Source organism: Tenacibaculum skagerrakense (assembly GCF_004345825.1).
GTDB lineage: Bacteria > Bacteroidota > Bacteroidia > Flavobacteriales > Flavobacteriaceae > Polaribacter > Polaribacter skagerrakensis.
Genome location: NZ_SLXM01000007.1, coordinates 1 through 23350, shown reverse-complemented (window position 1 = coordinate 23350; position 23350 = coordinate 1). Strand labels below are relative to the sequence as shown.

18 protein-coding genes and 1 tRNA gene are annotated in these 23350 nt (G+C 32.3%); 6 read left to right on the top strand and 13 right to left on the bottom strand.

Annotated features, from left to right (window positions below; all coding sequences use genetic code 11):
• Positions 1–151 precede the first annotated feature (151 nt).
• The 4 genes from EV195_RS11645 to EV195_RS11630 form a co-directional block, all read right to left on the bottom strand.
• Entirely contained in the window at positions 152–2956 is a 2805-nt protein-coding gene (locus tag EV195_RS11645; protein ID WP_165915729.1) for a TonB-dependent receptor plug domain-containing protein, read from the bottom strand.
• A gap of 102 nt (positions 2957–3058) precedes the next feature.
• Complete coding sequence (locus EV195_RS11640) at positions 3059–3775, bottom strand: energy transducer TonB (RefSeq protein WP_132795131.1); 717 nt, start codon at positions 3773–3775, stop codon at positions 3059–3061.
• Positions 3776–3959: 184 nt separating this feature from the next.
• Positions 3960–5150, bottom strand: a complete 1191-nt coding sequence (gene hflX, locus EV195_RS11635) for a GTPase HflX (RefSeq protein ID WP_132795130.1) — start codon at positions 5148–5150, stop codon at positions 3960–3962.
• A 59-nt stretch (positions 5151–5209) separates the two neighbouring features.
• Positions 5210–5773: a class I SAM-dependent methyltransferase gene (locus EV195_RS11630; protein ID WP_243693110.1), complete on the bottom strand. Its 564-nt coding sequence runs from the start codon at positions 5771–5773 to the stop codon at positions 5210–5212.
• A 133-nt stretch (positions 5774–5906) separates the two neighbouring features.
• On the opposite strand from EV195_RS11630, the gene EV195_RS11625 reads away from it, so the two are divergent.
• Positions 5907–6512 (top strand): ComF family protein, encoded by a 606-nt coding sequence (locus EV195_RS11625; RefSeq protein WP_165915728.1) that lies wholly within the window; start codon positions 5907–5909, stop codon positions 6510–6512.
• A 43-nt stretch (positions 6513–6555) separates the two neighbouring features.
• Positions 6556–8172: an Ig-like domain-containing protein gene (locus EV195_RS11620; RefSeq protein WP_243693109.1), complete on the top strand. Its 1617-nt coding sequence runs from the start codon at positions 6556–6558 to the stop codon at positions 8170–8172.
• 40 nt (positions 8173–8212) lie between these two features.
• Here the strand turns inward: EV195_RS11620 and EV195_RS11615 are convergent, their stop codons facing one another.
• From EV195_RS11615 to EV195_RS11575, 9 genes are all read right to left on the bottom strand, one after another.
• Positions 8213–8926: an energy transducer TonB gene (locus EV195_RS11615; RefSeq protein WP_132795128.1), complete on the bottom strand. Its 714-nt coding sequence runs from the start codon at positions 8924–8926 to the stop codon at positions 8213–8215.
• A 102-nt stretch (positions 8927–9028) separates the two neighbouring features.
• Positions 9029–9673 carry an energy transducer TonB gene (locus EV195_RS11610; protein ID WP_132795127.1) on the bottom strand — a complete coding sequence of 215 codons (645 nt, stop codon included), beginning with the start codon at positions 9671–9673 and terminating at the stop codon, positions 9029–9031.
• 133 nt (positions 9674–9806) lie between these two features.
• Positions 9807–11495, bottom strand: coding sequence for a glutamine--tRNA ligase/YqeY domain fusion protein (locus tag EV195_RS11605; RefSeq protein WP_132795126.1), 1689 nt, complete (start codon positions 11493–11495; stop codon positions 9807–9809).
• A gap of 99 nt (positions 11496–11594) precedes the next feature.
• The gene (locus tag EV195_RS11600) at positions 11595–13451 is read right to left on the bottom strand and encodes a M1 family metallopeptidase (protein WP_132795125.1); all 1857 of its coding nucleotides are present in this window, start codon (positions 13449–13451) and stop codon (positions 11595–11597) included.
• 66 nt (positions 13452–13517) lie between these two features.
• Positions 13518–15185 carry a S8 family peptidase gene (locus EV195_RS11595; RefSeq protein WP_132795124.1) on the bottom strand — a complete coding sequence of 556 codons (1668 nt, stop codon included), beginning with the start codon at positions 15183–15185 and terminating at the stop codon, positions 13518–13520.
• Between the two features lie 5 nt (positions 15186–15190).
• On the bottom strand, positions 15191–16036 hold the full coding sequence (locus EV195_RS11590; protein WP_132795123.1) for an MBL fold metallo-hydrolase: 846 nt from the start codon (positions 16034–16036) through the stop codon (positions 15191–15193).
• Between the two features lie 94 nt (positions 16037–16130).
• Positions 16131–16201 (bottom strand) — tRNA-Cys (locus tag EV195_RS11585).
• Positions 16202–16251: 50 nt separating this feature from the next.
• A complete protein-coding gene (gene folB, locus EV195_RS11580; protein ID WP_132795122.1) occupies positions 16252–16614 on the bottom strand; it encodes a dihydroneopterin aldolase in 363 nt (120 codons plus the stop codon).
• A gap of 4 nt (positions 16615–16618) precedes the next feature.
• Entirely contained in the window at positions 16619–19450 is a 2832-nt protein-coding gene (locus EV195_RS11575) for a VPS10 domain-containing protein (protein ID WP_132795121.1), read from the bottom strand.
• Between the two features lie 116 nt (positions 19451–19566).
• Between EV195_RS11575 and EV195_RS11570 the strand changes: the two genes are divergently transcribed.
• From EV195_RS11570 to EV195_RS11555, 4 genes are all read left to right on the top strand, one after another.
• Complete coding sequence (locus EV195_RS11570; protein WP_132795120.1) at positions 19567–20469, top strand: RimK family alpha-L-glutamate ligase; 903 nt, start codon at positions 19567–19569, stop codon at positions 20467–20469.
• A complete protein-coding gene (locus EV195_RS11565; RefSeq protein ID WP_132795119.1) occupies positions 20436–21398 on the top strand; it encodes a succinylglutamate desuccinylase/aspartoacylase family protein in 963 nt (320 codons plus the stop codon). Before EV195_RS11570 ends, EV195_RS11565 begins: the two co-directional genes overlap by 34 nt.
• A gap of 67 nt (positions 21399–21465) precedes the next feature.
• The gene (locus EV195_RS11560; RefSeq protein WP_132795118.1) at positions 21466–21717 is read left to right on the top strand and encodes a hypothetical protein; all 252 of its coding nucleotides are present in this window, start codon (positions 21466–21468) and stop codon (positions 21715–21717) included.
• A gap of 132 nt (positions 21718–21849) precedes the next feature.
• Positions 21850–23181 (top strand): DEAD/DEAH box helicase, encoded by a 1332-nt coding sequence (locus EV195_RS11555; protein ID WP_132795117.1) that lies wholly within the window; start codon positions 21850–21852, stop codon positions 23179–23181.
• Positions 23182–23350: the final 169 nt, after the last annotated feature.

The following is a 23350-nucleotide window of genomic DNA, read 5'->3' as shown; positions in this document are numbered from 1 at the left end:
TTCAAAATTAATTACGTAGTTGTTAGTTTTTGGTTTAAATTTGGGATGCAAAAATACAGTTTTTTTGAATATCTTTTAAATTTTATGCTTTTTTTAACAAAAAAAAGGCTGACAAAATTGCCAACCTTTATTCTATCTATGTTTTTGACTATTAATTATTTATTGTCCAAGAGATATAATACTGAGATCCAATAATACCTGCACCAGGAACAGTAGTGTAATTTTCTCCTGTTAAGTTTGTACCTCCAACTTTAATTTGTGATTTTAACTTAGGAAATCCTAAACTTAATTGTGCATCTAACACTAATCTATCTTCCACCAATGCTTCTATAAATCTTGACTGATATAAGAATTCATCTTGCCATCTAGCATTTACACCAAAACCAAAATTTTTAAATAATCTTTCATGACCTAACTGTAATTTAACCTGATGTTTAGGTGTGTTAAAAGAAGGTCTAAAATCAATATTATCTGCGTCTACTTTAAAATCTGAAAACGTATAACTTCCACCAAAATCAAATCCTCCTAAAATTTTTGTTGAGAATCCAGCTGCAAACCCGTAAGTATCTATTTTAGAATTTGTATTTGTTCTTAAAACATAACGTAACATGTCATTTCTAACAACTGCAGTTCCTGCTTCTGTACCTGGAGTTGAATCTGGAGTTGAAGGGTTATTTACATCTCCATAAAAAGGAGCAAATACCTCTTTAGTTGTTAAGAAATCTTCATGGAAGTTATAGTATCCAACAAGGTCAAATTCGAAAAGCTTTCCTGCTAAATCAACTGCTCCCCTGTATCCTAATTCAAAAGATTGCACTGTTTCAGGGCGTATTGTTTCTAATTCTGCTTTTTCTAATAAGCTTACGTCTGGTGTATTTCCTAGTCTTACATCCGCTAAAAAAGCATCAACAGATTCTGCTGTAAATGAATTATTAAATGCATTTTCACCTGTTAATGTTGCTAAAATAGCTGGATTTGAACGATATGGAGTAACTGTTACCTCTCTGGTTAAGTTTTCCTCAACCGTACCTAAAAACACTCTATCTCCTAATTGTAATCCTAAATACTGATCTTGAGATGTTGGGTTACGGAAGGCTGTTTGGAAACCAATTCTAAAGTTATGATCTCTTCTCTCACCAACAGCGTATGAAAGTGTTGCTCTAGGAGAAAATTTTCCTTCAAAGTTTCTTGCTTTATCAAAACGAGCTGTAGCAGTAAGTTTTAATCTATCATCTTTAAACTTTTTCTGAACTTGAGCATAAACCCCATATAAACGATGTCTTAAAACTCCATCATCATCAGTATAAACCTGTCCTTGAGAGTCTAGTGCGTAACTTCTAAAACTACCTCCAACTTGAATATTAGCGAAATCAAAATAATCTGATAAATTCCAATTTGCATCAGCGTGGTAATACCCAGTTTGATCAATTAATTTTGCTCCTCCTTCACTAATTGGAGTATTTTTAGCTCTATTTAAACTTGCAATATATTCTGGTGTTCCAGGCTCTAATCTTCCACTTTCAGAAACTTGTCTTGCAAAAGCATGAGCTTGGTCGTTCGTAGCTCCAGTAAAGATTGAAGCTAAGTAAGCAACTCCATACTCTCCAAAATACGTTGCATGATCTTTCCATTCATTAGCTATAAAAATACCTGCAAGTCTTCCATCCATAGTATTTCCCGCATCATTTTCAGTATAATACCCTCTTACAAAGTAATTTTTACCTTTTACCTCTAGCTTATACTGCTCCATAAATCCTTGACGCTGGCTATATCTGTTACTAGCATGAATTAAGTTATCAGATAAACTTAGTTTAGAACCTAATATAATTTCAGCTGAATTTTTACCCCATGGTCTAAAATGTAAATCGGTACTAAAATTCAAAGTTTTGGTATCTAAATCTAATAGATTTTCTTCTCGGTAACCTACTCTAGACACATTAACGTTATCAACATTTAACCAACTTCCAGCAGGTATTGGTTGTCCGTTAGGTAGTAACTGACCTCTATTTTCAAGACTTCTAATAATGTCTCGTAAATTAAATCCTATTTCATCACCATATATATTTACACCATCATATCCTACATCGTCAGCATGACTTGTTCCAGAGATAATTCTACCTCCTTGACCAGAGGTGTTTCTATAATCTCTTGCATGCCATTCTTCACCTTTAGTGTAAACGATATTTGCTTTTGCAGCAAAATGTTCACTGAATTTGTATGCCATTCTAGCTCCTACATCATAAAACGCATAAGCCCCTCTATCTTCTTGAGTAGTAACACCTGACTTAAAGTAAGTACTTACCCCATGATCATCAAATGGATTTTTACTTGTCATTAATAAGATACCATTGAAGGCGTTAGCCCCATATAATGCTGAAGCTGCACCTGGCAGAATCTCGACGTTTTTAACATCTAATTCATTTAAACCTATAATGTTACCTAACGAATAATCAAAAATTGGAACTGCCTGATCTACACCGTCAACTAACTGAACAAATCGGTTGTTTAATGTGTTTCCAAAACCTCTATTTGAAGTTATAATTTTAATGGAAAAACTATTACCTAAGATGTTGATTCCTTTTAAATTACTTAAACTTTCATAAAAATTTGGAGATGCAGTTCTTTTAATATACTTACCATCAATTCTCTCAATAGTTACAGGTGATTCCATTACTCGTTCAGGAGTTCTAGAAGCAGAGATAACTACTTGGTCTAAAACAAATGCTTCTTTTAAAATAACATTTAAGTCATCAGACATACTTGTTACTTCGACAATTTCGCTTTGAAATCCAACAGAAGTTACGTTTAACGTTACAGGAAATTTCTTAACATTGATGGTAAACTCTCCATCTATATTAGAAATTACCGATGTTCCTTCACTTGATGTAATTGTGGCACCAGGAAATGGTTCCAAATATTCATCAAATACTAACCCTGACAGTTTGTTCTGTGCCAAGAGTGTAAAATTTACTGCACAAAATAACAGTAGAAGTACTTTTCTGACCATAATTAATAGTTTGATTACATTGATTTTTTGCTTTCTTAAAGTAAGAAAAATTTAGTTATCCTCCAAAGAGAAGTTTATTGGGAAGCCATATTTTACAGAAGTAGTCTTACCATCTTTAACTCCAGGAATAAATTTAGGTAGGTTTGAAACTACACGAATGGCTTCATCATTTAAAATTTTAGCACCTTTTGGACCTAGCGCTTTTATGTTGGTAACATTTCCGTCTTTATCTATAATAAATCGTACCCAAACCTCACCTTGTACCTTATTCACTAATGCATCATCTGGATATCTAAAATGCTCTTGTATATGTTTCATCATCTCATTGTTAAAACAATCTAACTGAGCATCTCCTTGTTCTCCTTTACAAGAAGCAAATAATGGAATATCATTTACTGTACTAAACTTTTCAGCGCTTCTAACTTCTTCTTTAGACAATGTATTTGTTAGTGCAGCTAAATTTGTTTTTAGTGCAACAGTTTTAGAAATACCATCTGAATGGTTTGTTTCAGTTAGTCCTGAAGAACTTAAATTGCTAGCGCCTGCTACTAAACTCTTTCTTTTCTTTAAAAAACGTCTTTTTGGTGCAGAAACTCTAACAGAAATTTGTCTCGCTCTTTTATCTTTAGAATCCTTAGAAGGTTTAATTGTACACTTAGTTATACTGTTTAAATCTTCTACTGCTTCATCGGGTGTTTCACAAGTATCCTTTTGTGCAAAAACATTAATCGAAAAAGTGATTAATGCAAAAACTACTAATTTTTTCATAATTTGGGGAATGACTCCTTGTATAACAATCTATAAACAAGGTAATTAAACATCAACTTTACACTAAATATGTTCCATTTCAAAACTAGCAAAGAGAATAACTTCTATTTTTGATTGCTAAGTTTTTGCCTTTTTAAATCGTTCTTGATGAATTTTTGACAATTCTAGTGTCAGGAAATTAGTTTTAGTATAAAAAGTTGTTATATGGGAAGATTTTAGTATGAATTTTCATTACCTCATCATACACTTTTTCTTTGAACTCTTCAATATTTGTTTTTTCTTCTGCCGAAATAAAACATACTTCCTCACTTAAATCGTTAACCCATTTATTCTTCCAATCTTCTAATGTGTAATGAGCTTTCGTTTTTTCTGTAACTAAATCGTCTTCATCTATTGTTTCACAAATATAGGCGTCGATTTTGTTGAATACCATTATTGTAGGCTTATTAGCACTATTTATTTCGACCAAAATATCATTTACTGACGATATATGGTCTTCAAAATTAGGATGTGAGATGTCTACAACGTGTAAAATCAAGTCTGCTTCTCTAACTTCATCGAGGGTAGATTTGAAAGATTCTACCAGTTGTGTAGGAAGTTTTCTTATAAAACCAACCGTATCAGTTAGTAAGAAAGGGATGTTTTTAACAACTACTTTTCGAACAGTGGTATCTAAGGTTGCAAACAATTTGTTTTCAGCAAAAACCTCACTTTTACTTATTAAGTTCATTAGTGTAGATTTACCAACATTAGTGTATCCAACTAATGCTACTCTAACCATTTTACCTCTGTTTTTTCTTTGAACAGACATCTGTCTGTCAATAGTCTCCAGTTTCTTTTTTAACAATGTTATTTTATCACGAATAATACGTCTATCCGTTTCTATCTCCGTTTCACCAGGACCTCTCATACCAATACCTCCTTTTTGTTTATCAAGGTGTGTCCACATTCTTGTTAATCGAGGTAATAAATACTGATATTGAGCTAATTCTACTTGAGTTTTTGCTGAACTAGTTTGAGCTCTACCAGCAAATATGTCAAGAATTAAGTTTGTTCTATCTAATATTTTACAATCCAATATTCGCTCAATATTTCGTAATTGAGCAGGAGATAATTCATCATCAAAAATAGCCGTCCCAACATTGTGAGCGTCTATGTATTCTTTTACTTCATCTAACTTTCCTGTTCCTAAAAACGTTTTAGGATTCGGTCTGTCTAATTTTTGCAAAAACCTTTTTACAGGTACACCTCCAGCAGTAATCGTTAAAAACTCTAGCTCATCTAGGTACTCTAATGCTTTATCTTCATTTTGTAATTGAGTAATTACTCCAATCAAAACTGCCTTTTCGGAAATTGCTTCTCTTGTTTCTATCATAAGGCACAAAAATACGAATTATAAGAAATCGAAATACGGTTAATTGTTACTTTACACAATTAATTCTTGGTGCATTGATAGACGAATGCGGGTGGTATATTAATAGCTTCAAATTGAATAGAAATATTTTTCTTTCCAAAGACCTGCTTTAACTTTTTTAAATAATTAAGAGAGTATTGAAATTGTATATATTTTCCACCTTCTTTAAGAACTTCATGAGATTTTTTTAAGATACTCATGGAAATTTCTTTCGGAATTATAGAAAGCGGTAAACTAGAAACTATATAATCCGACTCTGTAAATGACAATTTCTGTATTTGCTTCTTTACATTTTCAGCAGATTCTTTTAAAACTATAAGTTGCGGATTGTTGATTTTTTGCAATTCATTATAAAAGTTTTCATTGATTTCAAAACAAATCAAAGTAGTGTTTGGACCTATTCTTTGAAGTAAATGTTTTGTAATTGCACCATTACCCGGACCAAGTTCAATAATAAGCTCAGCAGACTCGAAATCTATACCCTTTAACATCCTGTCAGCTAAAAACCTAGAGCTTGGTGCTATGGTCCCAGATGTTTTTGCTGTGGCAATGGCTTCTTTAAAAAAATTAAACTTTTTCCCCAAAAAAAATGATCTATTTGTATATTTATAAAAAAATTGCTTCGCAAATATGCGTTTTTTTAAAGACTTTTTAAGGGTATTTTTTCCTAATTTCTGTGTTAATTGTTCTAATCAATTGGTTCATTCAGAAAAAATTTTGTGTACACTCTGTGCTAATGAACTTCCGATTATTCCTATTAAAAGTTATAATACCAATTTTATAACTCAAGTTTTTTACGGTCGAATACACTTAGAAAAAGGAGCTTCTTTTCTATACTTCAATAAGAAAAATATCACTCAAAAACTTCTCCATCAACTAAAATATAAAGGAAGAACAGATATTGGAACTGTATTAGGCACATGGTATGCAGAGCGAATTAACTCCTCTTCTTTTATGAATGATATAGATTGTATTATTCCTGTTCCTATTCATCCTAAAAAATTAAAAAAGAGAGGCTATAATCAGGTTTTGAGTTTCTGTGAAAGTATTAGTGAAAAATTTGGTGCCGCCATTCATCAAGATATATTGATAAGAAGTACAAACACCAATTCGCAAACCTCTAAAACTAGATTTGAAAGAGCGGAAACGATTCGCAAAGACTTTATGTTGTTGGATAAAAATCTATTAAAAAACAAACATGTTTTGCTTGTTGACGATGTTATAACTACTGGAGCAACTATTGAAGCTTGTTGTAAAGAATTGTTAAAAACAGAGAATTTAAAAATAAGTGTTTTAAGTATTGCGTTTACAGAAAATACATAGCTTGTTTTTTACTACTTTTGAACTTACTTAAATACATTTTCTTGTGAAGTTTTTTAAATACTTGCTTTTTTTCATTTCTTATATCTTCATCCTTCAAAGTTGTGCAAGAAAAGGAACGCCTGGTGGTGGACCCAAAGATGAAGATGCTCCTATTATGGTAGTAGCAAAACCTGCTTATGAAAGTATAAACTTTAAAGGAAATTCTATTCGTATTTATTTTGACGAATATATTGTGCTTAAGGATTTAAATAAAAAGTTAATTATATCTCCTCCTTTTAAAAATCCTGCTTTAATTACACCGCAAGGAACACCAAGTAAGTATATAAACATAAAAATTCTAGATACTTTAAAAGAGAACACAACCTATACTTTTAACTTTGGTGATGCTATTCAAGATAATAACGAGAATAATAAACTTGAGAATTTTAAATATGTTTTTTCTACAGGAAACTTTATAGATTCATTGACTTTAAAAGGTTCAGTAATTGATGTTTTAGCAAAAAAGAAAGAGAAAAACTATAATGTGCTTTTATATAAAATTGATTCGACCTATAATGATTCAATTATTTATAAGAAAAAACCAGATTATGTTACTAAAACTTTAGATTCTGTAAATTTTAACTTCTCTAACATTAGTGAAGGAAAATATAGAGTTTTTGCTCTAGAAGAAGAAACTTCTAATTATCTATTTAATTCTAAAACGGATAGAATTGGTTTTTTCGATAAAGAGATTACTTTACCTAAAGATAGTATTATTGATTCTCCAATAACATTATTTAGTGAAGATCAACCTTATGAGTTTAAAAGAGGAAAAGAAATTAAAAAAGGAAAAATTCAATTTGGTTTTACCGGAAAACAAGAAGATATAAAAGTGGAAATGCTTTCATCTGTTCCTTCAGACTTTAAATCTTACTATAAACTAAATAAGGAAAAAGATTCTTTAAATTTTTGGCACACACCTGTTGACTTAGACTCTCTAAATTTTATTGTAACGAATAAAGACAATATTGATACTACTAAAGTCTTTTTAAGAAAAAAACAAATTGACTCTCTGTCGGTTTCAACAAATATTAAAAGTAGAAGCCTGCATTTTAAGGATACGCTTACAATATCTACTAATACTCCGATTATAGATTATGATTTAGAGAAGTTTAATCTTACCGTTTCCGACTCAATTGATTTAGATTTTGAAGTTAAAAAATTAGCTTTTGATAAACTCGGTGTTTTCTTTGATATGAAAACACAATCTAAATATCGATTAAAACTTCTTCCTAAGGCTATAAAAGACCTTTATAATACACAAACAAAAGATACTTTGAATTATCTTTTTATCACCAAACAAGTAGAAGATTATGGTTCTATTATAATGGATATTCAAAAAGAAGTTGAGAAACCTGTTATCATTGAATTATTAGCTAATGATAAGGTGGAACAAAGAGTATACTTAACTTCTTCTCAAAAAGTCGAATTTACGCTCTTAGACCCCAAAAAATACACCATAAAAGCAATAGTTGACGAAAATGAAAATGGCGTTTGGGATACAGGAGATTATTTATTAAAAAGACAGCCAGAGGAAATCATTTATTTTCCTCAGGAGTTAGAGTTAAGAGCTAATTGGATTTTAAACGAAGTTATGCGCATAAAAAAAGAGAGTCCCTAAACTCTCTTTTTAATACTTCCTCATTTTTTTCTCTAAATAGTTAAAGGGAGAAATCTAAAGAAAGCTCATATGATAACGGAACAGAAATTCCATTTTTCTTTGCAGGTGTAAATTTTGGTAACCTCAATATTAATTCTTTTGAATAGTCTCCTAATATTTTTTCCTGGTTTTCGTCAATAACTTTTTCAACTTTAATAGTTCCGTTTTTATCAAAAAGGAACTGTACAGTAACTTTACCAGTAATATTATTATCAAGAGCTTCTAAAGGATACTCAAAATTATCTTGAATATGCTTTCCTATTTGAGTTTTAAAGCATATTAGAATTGAAATATCTTTTATTCCTTCACATGATTCAAATACTGGAATAAAATCTACTTCAGTAAGTTTAAAGACTGATGTGCTAAGTTTTTTTGCAACAATTTTGTTATTTGAAACAGTAGGTTTTGTAGTAATTTTTAAACCGTTAGCATCAAGTTCGCTAATGGCTTTAACAGCTTCTTTAGCTTCTATTATTGAAGCGTCATCGACCGGTTTTCTTACACGAAGAAATCTTCTGTTAACATGACTTAATCTAAGGAATATCTGACGCTCAGGCTTATCTTTAGTATCAAGTTTACTATTGATTACTTTGCATTTATCAATGGTGTTTAAGTCTTCTACTACAACTACTTTAGAAGTGCAAAGTTTATTAGTTTGTGCGGTAATAACGTTTACTAAAAACAAGTAAACTAACAATCTTAGGGGGGTTTTCATTATCGGGGGGATATTAAATTGTTGTTTATTATTTATTTGGTAAATACTGAATATGTATTTAAAATGTAGTGGTGTTACATAATCATCATTAAATTAATTTAGTTAAAGAGAAAAATCTAATTGAAATTCATAAGAGGTAGCAACTGGCTTACCTTCTTTTACTCCTGCCTCAAGTTTAGGTAACTTAGACAGTAACTCAACACTATACTGAGTAAGTGTTTCAACGTCGTTTTCATCGGTAGCAACTACATCAACTACTTTACCTTCTTTATTTATGGTAAATTTAATGGTTACTTTTCCAGTAGTTCCGTCTTCAATTGCCTCTTCTGGATACTCAAAGTTTTCTTTAATAAATTGAGTAATACCTGATTTAAAACATTTAATTGAAGATGTAATTCCGTTAACTTTACAAGATGTAAAAATTGGTGCTCTATCTACCTTATCAAAGGTGAAAATTGAATTAAAATCAGTTGTATTTTTTGTTACCTCTTTTTCTACCGGAGTTTCACTTTTTTCAACGCTCTTATCTTTTCTTTTGATTAAGAATCGTGTTTTGTCTGTAGTAGAATTTTCTTCTTTAATTGTAGTTGGCTTAACCTCTGTTTTCTTTTTGTATACAATTTCTACTTCAATATTCTTTGAAGAATTATTGTTCTTTTTAATTTTAACAGTATGGTCGTTGTCACTCTGGCTAAAAGCCGAATTAATCATAAACAAACTAAAGAGCAACCAAGTAACTTTTTTCATAATGAGGGGATTTAAAGTTCTGGTCAATAATAATATTGGGAATACTAAGATAGTATAAAAAAATAAAATTTTAACATTTTTATTGTTTAAAAATCAACATCATAGATGAAGACTAAAGAAAACCCAGTAATAATCACTTGTTCACTTTAGCCCATGTATCTCTTAAACCAACTGTTTTGTTAAAAACTAGTTTTTCACTTGTACTATCATCATCAACATTAAAATATCCTAATCGCTGGAACTGGAAACGATCTCCAATCTTAGAACTAGTTAAACTCGGTTCAACATGTGCTACAATTTTTTCCAAAGAATTAGGGTTTAAAAACTCCATAAAATCTTGATCCTTGTGAGAATCTGGAGCTTCATCAGAAAATAATCGATCGTATATTCTAACCTCTGCTTCAACAGCATGCATTTTAGAAACCCAATGTAATGTACCTTTAACTTTTCGCTTACTTTCTTCGGTTCCGCTGCCAGATTTACTTAAAGGATCATAAGTACAATGAATTTCAGTGATGTTTCCATCAGCATCCTTTACACAACTCTCTCCTTTAATAATGTATGCGTTCTTCAAACGAACTTCTTTTCCTAAACTTAACCTAAAGTACTTTTTGTTCGCTTCTTCTTTAAAATCGTCTCTTTCGATGTATAATTCTCGTGAAAAAGGAACTTCTCGAGTACCTGCATCCATTTCAGGATTATTTTCAGCAATTAACCATTCTTCTTCACCTTCTGGATAATTGGTAATTACTAATTTAACAGGATCCAAAACTGCCATAACTCTATTGGCTGTTTTATTTAAATCTTCACGTATTTTAAACTCTAATAACGCTACATCAATAACATTCTCTCTTTTCGAAACACCAACGGTTTCAACAAAGCTTCTGATAGATGCTGGAGTATATCCTCTTCTTCTTAAGCCAGAAATAGTAGGCATTCTTGGATCGTCCCAACCTGAAACAATACCTTCTTCTACCAACTTTAAAAGTTTTCGTTTACTCATGATGGTATAACTCAAGTTTAAACGAGAAAACTCTCTTTGCTTTGGCATTAAAGGATACTCATTTTTACTGTATTCATATACGTTATCTCTAAACCAATTGTATAAATCACGGTGTGGTTTAAACTCTAAAGAACATAACGAATGAGAAATTTGTTCGATATAATCACTCTCACCATGTGTCCAGTCGTACATAGGATAAATAACCCAATCATTTCCTGTTCTATGATGAGCTTTTTTCAAAATTCGGTACATGATTGGATCACGTAATAACATGTTTGGCGAAGTCATATCTATTTTAGCACGTAACACATGTGCTCCTTCGTCAAACTCTCCTTCTTTCATTCGAGTGAACAAATCAAGGTTTTCTTCAACGCTTCTATCTCTAAACGGACTCGCAACACCAGGTTCGGTTGGAGTTCCTTTTTGTTCAGCCATAGCCTCGGAAGATTGGCTATCTACATATGCTTTTCCATCTTTAATAAGTTGTACAGCCCAATCATATAATTGTTGAAAATAATCAGAAGAATAACACTCGTTTTCCCATTGATATCCTAACCAAGCAACATCTTTTTTAATAGCATCTACATACTCTTGCTCTTCTTTTGCTGGGTTTGTATCATCGAAACGTAAATTTACTGGAGCATTATATTTTTCTCCTAAACCAAAGCTAATTCCAATAGCTTTAGTATGACCAATATGAAGATATCCATTAGGTTCTGGCGGAAAACGAAAACGTAAATTTTCATTTTTCATTCCATTTGCTAAATCTTCTTCAATAATTTGCTCTATGAAGTTTAGTGATTTTTTTTCTTCTGACATGTTCACTTTTAATTTACCCACAAAAGTAATTATTTATAAAGAAAAAAGCAGTGAAAAACGAGTTGTTTTCACTGCTTTTTCTATTAGTTATAAAAACTACTATTCTATAGAAAAAGTATTGTTTAATGGGTTTACATCTGCCATTAATCCACTAGTATCTATTTGCACAGATTTTACTGGTTTATTAGCCGTAAATGTATATGTTGGATAAGCCCATCCCCAATCTTTAAGCAACTTAGCAGTTGTTGATTTTGCTCCTCTCATAATTTCTAAAGGAATATAAAAAGATTCTTTTGAGCCATCAGTATATTCAACTTCAAGATCAATTGGCATTGGTATTGCTCCTATTCTTTCTAAAGTAATTTCTTTATCCTTAACTTGTTTAACACCGTAATCAATAAAGTGTGTTGTTTGAGTCCATTCATTCAAATACCAGTCTAAATGAATCCCAGATACTTTTTCTGCACTTCTTTTAATGTCATTTGGCGTTGGATGTTTAAAAGCAAAATCGTTATAATACTTTTTTAATGTTTTAGCTACATTATCTGAGCCAATAATATATTCTAACTGGCTTAAAAATATATTTCCTTTGCTATAACTACCAATACCATAAGCTAAATTAGTTTCATACCTATCAGCATGTGTTGATAATGGTTTTTCCTTACCAGATTTAGCTAAATAAGCGTAATTTCTGTAAGAACCTGCATGTGGATTTTGACTTCCTTTCTCTAAAATAGTATCTTCTGCTTTGTTAGAAATATACGTTGTAAAACCTTCATCCATCCATGGGTGTTTACTCTCATTAGTTGCTAATAAAAACTGAAACCATGTGTGAGCTAACTCATGTGCAGTAACCCCAAATAAGCTTCCCCAGCTACGCTTACCCGTAACTAAAGTACATTGTGCGTATTCCATTCCTCCATCTCCACCTTGAATAACACTGTATTGTTTGTATGGATAAGGACCAATATTTTCACTAAAATATTTCATTAACTCAGCTGTTTTTGGTTGAAGTTTCTTCCAACTCTCAATATACTTTTCTTCTAATGTTTTTTTATAGAAGAAATGCAGGTTTACTCCATTATCCATTGTAAAAGTATCATGTTGATACTCTGGGTCGGCAGCCCAAGTAAAATCGTGAATGTTTATTCCAACGAAATTCCAAGTTAATTTATTTCCTTTAGGAAGTTTTAACCCCTTATCTTTATTCTCATACCCGTGACCAACTTCTTGCGGGTTTTGTAAAGTACCTGTACCACCTACGACGTAGTTTTTATCGATGTGTAAGGTAACATCAAAATTACCCCAAACACCATGAAACTCTCTAGCGATATAAGGTGGTGTATGCCATCCTTCAAAATCGTACTCTGCCATTTTTGGATACCATTGTGTCATTGACAAAGCAACACCTTCTTTACTATTTCTCCCTGAACGTCTAATTTGTAAAGGAACTTGCGCATCGAACTCCATTTCAAAAGTTACTTTTTTACCTGACTTAATAGGTTTGTTTAAGGTAACCTCTAAAATAGTTCCTACTGTTTCGTATGATACTTTTTCTCCGTCTTGTGTAAGTGAAGTAACCTTAATATAACCAATTTCAGAAGGACTTAGTTTTGCAATTCTACTTTCAACAACAGGATTATCTGAAGTTCCTGTTTTAGTTACCATTCTACCGTCTGGATCTTCAATTGTGTGCAAACGAGCATCCATTTGAGAATTCGGTTGAAATGCATTAAAATACAAATGATAAAATACCTTGTTTAATTCGTCTGGTGAATTATTAGTATAAACCAGTTTTTGTTTTCCCTTGTATTGATAGGTGTTTACATCCATATCAATATCCATAGTGTAATCTACTTTTTGTTGCCAATAATTCTTTTGGTTACCAGAATTTTGAGCTACACTTCCGCAAGCGAATAAAAGAGCACTACTTAGTAAAAAAAATACTTTTTTCATTATTTATAATTTAATCAAAAAAAAGAGCATTATTAAATGCTCTTTTTTTATTGTTTTCAACATACGTTATTTTCCATTCACCATTCTATCTGCCATACGTAATGCGTTATAAGCATTTACAACACGTCCTGAAACAGATAAGTCAGAAAACGGTACTAATTCATCTTTCGTTCCTGGCTTGATTACCTTTAAGTCAATTTTAGTTCCAGAATTCATTAAAATTCTTTTAACTTGACTTGCAGATAACTGTGGGTAGTAAGAACGGATTAATGCAGCTACACCAGCAGTTGCAGGAGAAGCCATTGATGTTCCACTTTTTTTACCATACTCATCTTCTGGAGTAGTAGAATATACTGCAACACCAGGAGCAAATACGTCAACATTAATTTTACCATAGTTTGTAAAACTTGCTGGTAATTTCTCATTGTAGTTAGCACTCATTGCTCCAATTGTAATAAAGTTATCTGCAACTTCATTTACTTGATCAGGAGCATCATTAGGGAATGTTTTATCTACATCAATATCATCACTTGAATTTCCAGCTGCATTAACAATTAATACATCTTTTTCAGCTGCGTACTTGATAGCATCGTAAACCCAATTTTTATGAGGAGAATATCCTTTACCAAAACTTGTATTGATTACTTTCGCTCCGTTATCTACTGCATAACGAATTCCTAAAGCTACATCTTTATCGTACTCATCACCATCTGGTACCGAACGAACAGCCATAATTTTTACATTATTAGCAACACCATCCATTCCTTTTTCGTTACCTCTAGTAGCACCAATGATACCAGAAACGTGTGTTCCATGAGACTCATCTTTAGCTGAATGTCCTGAATTACCATTACCATATCCAGGGCTATCATTAATATCTTCTGGATTATCTCCAATCACTTTACGATAGTTCTGCTTTAATAGCTCTCCAGAAATCATAGCCTTGTCAGACTCTAACTTTCCTTTGAAATAGCTAACAGCTCCTTCAAGTTCAGATTTTGCTTCAGAAAGAGATGCCATTCCAAATCCGAAAATTTGTTTTGCTACTGCTACAGAAGCTTCTAAATCAGCATTATTTTTTATCCCTAAAACATCTTGACTCGTATAATCAGCTGTACCAAAATGTTTAGTGAACTTTTTATCAGCTTCAATAACACTTTCTAACATTTTACCATAGACCATGCTGTTTTGCTCGATTCTTTGAATTCCTTTTTTAGCCTTTTCAAGTTCTTTGTTATAGAATTCTTTTACTTCAGCAGCAGTTTCAGCATCAGCAATAGATGGGTTTTGCATAATTCTTTGGTACTCTAACAATTCTTTGTAAGTGTCTCCTAAAAAGTTCCATCCGTTGATATCATCAACATAACCGTTTTTATCATCATCAATTCCATTTCCAGGAATTTCGTCTTCATTTACCCAAGCAACATCTTTAAGATCTTCGTGTTTTAAATCGGTACCGCTATCAACAACACCAACAATAACTTGAACTCCTTTTTTTCCTTTTAAGAACTCATACGCCTTGTATACACTCATTCCAGGAATAGTATCAGTAGCAAGATCGTAATGTTGCCAATTCTTTCCTTCTACGTCAGTTAATTCAGCTTTTTTAGCTGGAATGTCGATTACTGCATTTGGCCCTTGTGGTACTTCCTTCTTTGCAACATTATTCGCTGTAGAACAACTTGCTAACGCAATTGCCACAGTTGAATATAAAATTGGTTTTATTAATTTCATGTTTATTAATTAAATATGTCTGTAAATTTGTAAGTTTCTTTTAATCGTACTCCTTTTTCTGTATGTTTTACTGTTATAATTTCATTGTAAGCATCATGCTCAAGGAAAAGGAAATATTCTTTATCTGCAGCCTCTGTTAAGAAAGCTTCTTTCTCTTTAAGTGTTAACAAAGGTCTAGTATCATATCCCATTACATAAGGCAATGGTATGTGACCCGCAGTAGGCAACAAATCTGCCATAAACACTAAGGTTTTACCTTGGTATTCTATTTTAGGCAACATTTGTTTTTCTGTATGCCCATCTTTAAAAATAACATCAAAACCAACATAGTCTTTTGCATTTAAATGCAGAAAGTTAAGTTGACCACTTTCTTCTATTGGTAAAATGTTTTCTTTTAAAAACGATGCTTTCTCTCTAGGATTTGGATTAACCGCCCAATCCCAATGCCTACTATTACTCCAAAACCTGGCATTTTTAAAAGCAGGTTCAAAACCTGTTCTATCTTTATTCCATTGTATTGCACCACCACAATGATCGAAATGTAAATGTGTTAAAAACACATCGGTAATATCATCACGATGAAAACCATATTTAGCCAGAGAAGTATCTAATGAAAAATCTCCATACAAGTAGTAATATCCAAAAAATTTATCGGACTGTTTATTTCCAATTCCTGTGTCAATTAACGTTAATCGATCACCGTATTCAATGAGCATGCAACGCATCCCCATTTCAATCATGTTATTGGAATCTGCTGGATTTGTTCTTTCCCATAAAGACTTTGGAACTACACCGAACATTGCTCCTCCATCTAGTTTAAAGTTTCCTGTTTCTATTGGATATATTTGCATAGAAAACAAATATCTGAAATTTTAACGAAACTTAAAGTTAATAATTTGATAATAGGAAATAAAAAAGCTTTTACCGATTGTAAAAGCTTTTTTGAGGTGTCGAGCGGATTCGAACCGCTGTAGATGGTGTTGCAGACCACTGCCTAGCCACTCGGCCACGACACCTTAAGTGAGTGTGCAAATTTAATACTTTTCTTAGTTACGGCAAGTATTTTTTAATTTTTACGTTTTTTTGACAAAACTATGGTCACTTCTCCCACGTTTCCACCAATCGGAGGGTTTAGTTTTGAGACACTTACCGTTGCTTCTTCTACTAAACTAATTTCATTAAAAATTCTGTCAATCATTCTTTTAGCAACATGTTCGAGTAGTTTTGAGCGAACTGCCATTTCCTCTTTTGCTATTTTATTCAAGTGAACATAATCAACCGTATCAATTAATTCATCACTCTCAGCAGATGTACTTAAATTAGCTTTCACTTCGATATCTACTCTATATTCTGAGCCAATTTTAGCCTCTTCATCTAAACATCCATGATTGGTAAACAATCTAATGTCGGTAACTCTAATAATTCCCATTCAATTATTTAATTTCAAACGTTTGCTTTTCTTGTCCTATTTTAACAGTATATTTTCCTTTTGGTAAATACGTTACGCCATTTTTAGCTTCAGATATAATCGTCTCTTTCTTAGCTTTTTTAAATTCTTTTAATCCTTTTTCATTAAACGATACATCAAACATTGCTTCATTGAATCCTCTCTCTGCATTTACCGTTAACTCATTTACTTTGATATCATCGTTGTAAATATCAATCGTAACATTTCCGTTTTTATTTGCATAAAATGGAATTTTTAATTCTGGTGTGTTTGGCTCTAACCATTTACTCCAAGAATTACCCCAAAATCTTCCTTTACGAATATTTCCAATCGTAAAAATATGATTTTCTTTAGTGCTAAATTCTTTAGAATATTCTTGTAACGATTGTATGTTGGCTTTGTATAAACTTCTTCCGTGAGTACCAACAATTAGCTCTTTTGCTTCTGGCTGAATAACCACATCATGTACTGCTACATTTGGTAAATTCTTATGGAAAACTTCCCAAGAGATACCTCCATCAAAAGAAACATACAAACCATTATCTGTTCCAACATATAACAAGTTTTCTTTTTCTGGATCTTCCTTAATTACGTTTACTGGAGAAGCAGGAATCGAATTCCCTATGTTTTCCCAAGTTTTACCGTAATCATTAGACACAAATACATATGTATTAAAATCATCCCATCTATATCCGTTTAACGTTACATAAACTCGTTCTTTTTTATGTTTAGAAGCAATTACTCTAGTTACCCATAAATCTTTAGGTAACGAATTTGAAATTACTTCCCAACTACCTCCTCCGTTTTTTGTTACATGAACTAAACCGTCATCAGAACCTGTATAAATTAATCCAAATTGAAAAGGACTTTCACTGATTGTTGTTAAGGTTCCGTATGCAACATTTCCTTTTTTCCCTCCTTTAGTTAAATCATCAGAAATAGTCTCCCAATCATTTCCTTGGTTTAAAGAACGATGTAATTTATTTCCCCCTAAGTATAAAATATCTTGGTTGTGATTTGATAAATGAATAGGTGTTTGCCAATTGAATCGGTAAGGACTTTCTCCTAAAATATGCTTTGGCTGAATATACGTTTGCTTACCAGATGCTCTGTCAATTCTGAAGTAATTTCCAAATTGATAACCGGTGTACACAATATTAGGATTTCTATCATCAACCTGAACTTGCATTCCGTCTCCACCCATAATAGATTCATACGGGTTTTTTCCAGATTGCAACCAAGACTTGTCAATTTTTGCATTATTGATCGCGGTCCAAACTCCGTTGTCCTGTAAGCCACCATACACATTATATTGTTTTTGATTGTCTGCATGAATTGCATAAAACTGCCCAACAGGCGGTGTGTTTAATTTTAACCAACTCTTTCCATCATCGTAAGAAACATTCAAACCACCATCATTTCCATCAATTAAATGACCTTGAACTTTCGAATTTACCCATAATGCTTGATGATCGGCATGTACATTCTCTCTGCTAATTGATGTAAATGTTTTACCACCATCTTTAGACTTTAAAATTGGTACTCCTAAGATGTAAATTCCATCTTTATCTTGTGGGTCTACTCTAATTTCACCAAAATAATACCCATATGAATAATACAAATCATCTAAATATCCTTCGTGTGTTTTTTTCCAAGATTTTCCTCCGTTTGTAGTTTTAAAAACTTCGGCTCCAATAACAGGAGTATCAAACAATAAAGAGTTTGCATCTTCTAGATATTTAGCTAAATCTATTGGTTTTACAGAACCAGCTCGTACCATTTGTTTTACATTTTCGGCACGATACTTTTCTTGGAAACCATTCATTTTTAAATATGAATTCAATTTTTTGTCAGACAATGCTAAAAACGATTCAACAGACATTGTTTTGAAATCTTCTTTTGTTAAGGCATTCGTTGTTGTCTTTTTATCTTTTTCCTCTTTTCTTCTAAACTGGCTATCATGTGATGCATAGACTGTATTTTCATCAAAAACAGCTAATCCAATTCTTCCAACTCCTTCTCCATTTGGAAATCCATTATTCTCAGAAATTTTCATCCATGTGTTCCCTCCATCTTCAGATTTATAAATAGCTGAGTTTTTCCCATTTCCTTCAAAGTTCCAAGCTTTACGTTCTCTTTCCCAAGAAGCCGCATATAATACATTGAAATTATTAGGAGCTTGTTGCACGTCTATAATTCCAGTATCCTCGTTAATAAATAATGTTCTTTTCCACGTTTTACCTCCATCGGTTGTTTTATAAATTCCTCTTTCGGTGTTTGACGAGTATAAATGTCCTAAAACACCAATCACAACCTCGTTCGGGTTATTTGGATTAATTAGTAATCTACCAATATGATGAGAATCGAACAAACCAACATTTTCCCAGTTCTTTCCTCCATCAGTAGATTTCAAAATTCCAATTCCCGCATAAGAAGATCGAGAAGAATTGTTTTCTCCTGTTCCAACCCAAATTGTGTTAGTTTTCCAATCAACCGCAATATCACCAATATTCTGAGTATCGGAATTATCCATAACTGGAGTAAATGTATTTCCGTTATTGTTAGTGTGCCACAAACCTCCTGAAGCATATCCTACATAAAACTCATTTGTTTTGTTTGGATTTACATCAATATCCACCACTCTTCCACTCATAATTGTAGGACCAATATTTGTAAATGGAATATTTTTAACTAGCGAGTTTTTAGTCATTGTTCGCTTCTTTGCTAAAGCGTCTTTTACAACTTCCGCAGAAGTTGCGTTCTGCTGACCATAAACTGTTGCACCTAAAAGCAATAAAAAGGAAAGTGTTTTTTTCATTTGGTTTGAGTTTAAGACCTTAAAAATAAAAAATAATCAGGAGGACATCTATGAATATTTATTTTTAACATGTTCATTCCGTTTTATATTTTAGTTAGATTTGTAAAAAAAGTCATATGAACATTTTTATTCTTTCTGTTGGTGAACATGTTTATTCTACAAAACGTTTATATGATGAAGCCGTCAAAAGAGGTCATGATGTTAGCATCATAAATCACCTGAAATGTTCCATAAAACTTAGCGAAGGAAAAAGAGAAATTATATATTTTGGTGAAAACATTATAGACGAGCCGGATGTAATTATTCCTAGAATTGGTGCCTCAGCAACAAGACATGGAGCTGCTGTTGTTAAAGAATTTGAAATGCATGGTGTTTTAAGTGCCGCTAGATCTTTGGGAATAATAAGAGCTCAAAATAAAGTAAGAACACTTCAAATTATGAATCGGAAAGGAATTCCCATTCCTGATACTCTGTTTTCGGTAAATCCAGAAAATATAAAAGAACAAATAGAATTACTTGGAGGTGCTCCTGTAATTATTAAACTTCAAGAAGGAACACAAGGTATGGGCGTAATGCTCGCAGAAAGCAAGAAATCTGCAAAATCTATTATTGATACTTTTTACAGAATGAATATGAGCATTTTGCTTCAGGAGTTTATAAGTGAAAGTAATAGTGAGGATATTAGAGTAATTGTTGCAGGAGATAAAGTGATTACCGCTATGAAACGAAAAGGCTTAGATGATGATTTTAGATCTAATATTCATAGAGGAGGATCTGGATCTAAAGTAGAGTTAACCGAACAAGAAAAAGCAATGGCTATTAGAGCTGCAAGTTATCTAGGTTTACCTATTGCTGGTGTAGATCTTATTCGCTCAAAAAGAGGCCCGTTACTTATAGAGGTTAATTCAACTCCAGGTTTACAAGGTGTAGAAGCGTACACAAGAATTAATGTTGCCGAAGGAATTATAAAATATTTAGAGAAAAAATGTTCGACAAAGAGTTCAAGAACGAAGAGGTAATAATTAGAGGCGAAAAAATTGGTTTAGGAGAAACTAAATTGATTAAAATTCCAGTAGACAGATTACCTACAGGAACCTTAATCGAAATTCCTGTATATGTTTTTAATGGAAAAGAAGTAGGTCCTACTATCTTGCTTCAAGGAGGTTTACACGGAGACGAAACCAACAGTATAGAACTGGTTAGGAGAATGTTAATAGACAAATCATACAAAATTCAAAGAGGATGTGTAATTGTTGTTCCTTTGTTAAACATTTTCGGGTTTTTAAATTTTTCAAGAGAATTACATGGTAAAGATGTAAACCGAAGCTTTCCTGGGTCTAGAACTGGTTCTTTAGCAAGTAGACTTGCCTATTATTTAATGAAGGAAATTACTAAGAACGTAGATTTTGCCATCGATTACCATACTGGTGGAGCACAACGTAGCAATTATCCTCAAATACGATATACTCCACAAGATGCTAGAGGAAAAGAATTGGCATCAATTTTTAATGCACCTTTTGAATTTGGCTCTAAAATTATTGCTAAATCCTTCCGTAACGAATGTTTTAAGCATAACATTCCTGTAATAGTTTATGAAGGAGGAGAATCGCTACGATTAGATGAACATGCCATTCAAGAAGGAATTAACGGAACCCTTAGAATTCTTAAACATTTTAAAATGATACGAGATTCCGTAGAAATCTCTAATAATACTACTTCAATTATTATTGAAAAGAGAAGTTGGGTTAGAGCAAAAGTTGCAGGCATCTTTACATCTAAAGTTGAAAATGGAACTTCTGTGAAAAAATGTGAAATATTGGGGTTTATTATGGACACCTATGGAGAAACTAAATTTTCTGTTAAGTCTCCTAAAGATGGATATATTATAGCAAAAAACAATTTTCCTGTTGTAAACTTAGGTGATCCTCTTTATCATCTTGGATCTTAATGCTTGTGTTATTCGTTAATTTTTTGTTAATTTATTAGCTAATTAACAAATTTTAAATCAAAAAACTATGGACTTAATCATTAGCTTACTTGCTGGAGCCTTGGGGGGAAACATAGCTGGAGCATTATTAAAAAAATTCTCTATGGGTACTTTATGGAATTCTATTGTTGGAATTCTAGGAGGTGCACTTGGTACACGATTATTAGGAATGTTGGGTATAGACTTAGGTGGTATATTAGGTGTTGTAGCTGGAGGTACTGTTGGAGGAGGTGTACTTATGGCTATAATTGGAGTTATTAAAGGTGCAATGAAGAAATAAACATACTCAATTAATAAATTTTAAAAGCGTCTAACTAAAATGTTTAGGCGCTTTTCTATTTTACAAAAACTATAACCGTACCTTTGCCCTTTATTCAGAAATAAGACTTAATTTATTTCTATACATATATTTATGACATTTGAATCATTAGGGTTAAAGAAAGAGCTTTTAAAAGCAGTAGAAGAAAAAGGATATACAACCCCATCCCCAATACAAGAAAAAGCAATCCCAGTAATTTTAGAAGGAAACGATGTTCTTGCATCTGCACAAACAGGTACTGGTAAAACAGCTGGTTTCACTTTACCTATATTACAAATAATTACAGATACAAAGAACCCGAAGTTTCGCCCCATAAGAGCATTAATTTTAACACCTACTAGAGAATTAGCAGCTCAGATTTATGACAACATTAAAGATTACAGTAAATACGTTAATATTAAATCTGCCGTAATATTTGGAGGTGTAAATCCCAAAAAGCAAATTTCAACTATTAAGAATGGTGTAGACATTTTAGTAGCTACACCTGGAAGGTTACTAGATTTACATGATCAAAAAGCTCTGTCGTTAAAACGAATTGATATTTTAATTCTTGATGAAGCAGACAGAATGCTAGACATGGGATTTGTAAGAGATATTAAAAAAATCATCGCACTACTACCTTCAAAGCGTCAGAATTTACTTTTCTCAGCAACTTTTTCTAAAGAGATAAAAGCATTAGCAAAAGGAATCTTATCAAACCCTGTGCTTGTTGAAGCTGCTCCAGAAAATACCACTGCCGAAATGGTTACACAAAAGATATATCGTACGCCTAAAAGTAGAAAAGCGGCTATGGTTATTCAACTAATTTCAGATGGTAACTGGAATCAGGTACTTATATTTACAAGAACAAAACACGGAGCAAACAGACTGGTAGAAAAATTACAAAAGAATGATATTTCTTCAGCTGCCATACACGGTAATAAAAGTCAGGGTGCTAGAACAAAAGCATTAAAAGAATTTAAAGAAAATACCATTCGTGTGTTAGTAGCTACAGATATTGCTGCACGTGGATTAGACATCCCTTTGTTACCACAAGTTATTAATTATGAACTCCCAAATATCCCCGAAGATTACGTACACAGAATAGGAAGAACAGGAAGAGCGGGAGCAAGTGGTGAAGCTATTTCATTAGTTGCAAATGAGGAATTAGAATATGTTAAAAACATTGAAAAGCTCTTAAAACAAAAATTAAAAATTGCTGAATTAGAAGGTTTTGACCTTACTCCAACTGAACCCTCTCAACCTGAAAGCACTTCAAAATCAAGCTCAAAAAACAAAAAACCTTCTTCTGGAAACCAAACTAAAAGAAATTTTAGGAACAAAAAAGGATCGAAAAACAACGAAGAAAACAAAGCTGCTCCAATTCGTAATAATCGAAAAAAATCTAAGAGAAGACCTAATAAAGGACCTAGAAATATCACTTAAAATCATACCTCTCTTTTTTATGAAAATCAAATAATCAAACTTCAGTAATTGAATGTTGCTGGATGTGTAAATTAAACTAAATCACTCTGTACTGAAAGTACAGAGGTTTTATTATACTGGGGACTAAAAGTCCCCTTTTTCATTCTAATATAAAATTAGAATTATCCGA

Bases quoted from the DNA above. Each gene is read 5' to 3' on its own strand.
- EV195_RS11590 (WP_132795123.1), bottom strand. From the start codon at position 16,036: ATGCAAATATATCCAATAGAAACAGGAAACTTTAAACTAGATGGAGGA.
- EV195_RS11615 (WP_132795128.1), bottom strand. From the start codon at position 8,926: ATGAAAACCCCCCTAAGATTGTTAGTTTACTTGTTTTTAGTAAACGTT.
- EV195_RS11640 (WP_132795131.1), bottom strand. From the start codon at position 3,775: ATGAAAAAATTAGTAGTTTTTGCATTAATCACTTTTTCGATTAATGTT.
- EV195_RS11610 (WP_132795127.1), bottom strand. From the start codon at position 9,673: ATGAAAAAAGTTACTTGGTTGCTCTTTAGTTTGTTTATGATTAATTCG.
- EV195_RS11605 (WP_132795126.1), bottom strand. From the start codon at position 11,495: ATGTCAGAAGAAAAAAAATCACTAAACTTCATAGAGCAAATTATTGAA.
- hflX (WP_132795130.1), bottom strand. From the start codon at position 5,150: ATGATAGAAACAAGAGAAGCAATTTCCGAAAAGGCAGTTTTGATTGGA.
- EV195_RS11560 (WP_132795118.1), top strand. From the start codon at position 21,466: ATGGACTTAATCATTAGCTTACTTGCTGGAGCCTTGGGGGGAAACATA.
- EV195_RS11555 (WP_132795117.1), top strand. From the start codon at position 21,850: ATGACATTTGAATCATTAGGGTTAAAGAAAGAGCTTTTAAAAGCAGTA.
- EV195_RS11600 (WP_132795125.1), bottom strand. From the start codon at position 13,451: ATGAAAAAAGTATTTTTTTTACTAAGTAGTGCTCTTTTATTCGCTTGC.
- EV195_RS11570 (WP_132795120.1), top strand. From the start codon at position 19,567: ATGAACATTTTTATTCTTTCTGTTGGTGAACATGTTTATTCTACAAAA.
- EV195_RS11595 (WP_132795124.1), bottom strand. From the start codon at position 15,185: ATGAAATTAATAAAACCAATTTTATATTCAACTGTGGCAATTGCGTTA.
- EV195_RS11565 (WP_132795119.1), top strand. From the start codon at position 20,436: ATGTTCGACAAAGAGTTCAAGAACGAAGAGGTAATAATTAGAGGCGAA.
- folB (WP_132795122.1), bottom strand. From the start codon at position 16,614: ATGGGAATTATTAGAGTTACCGACATTAGATTGTTTACCAATCATGGA.
- EV195_RS11575 (WP_132795121.1), bottom strand. From the start codon at position 19,450: ATGAAAAAAACACTTTCCTTTTTATTGCTTTTAGGTGCAACAGTTTAT.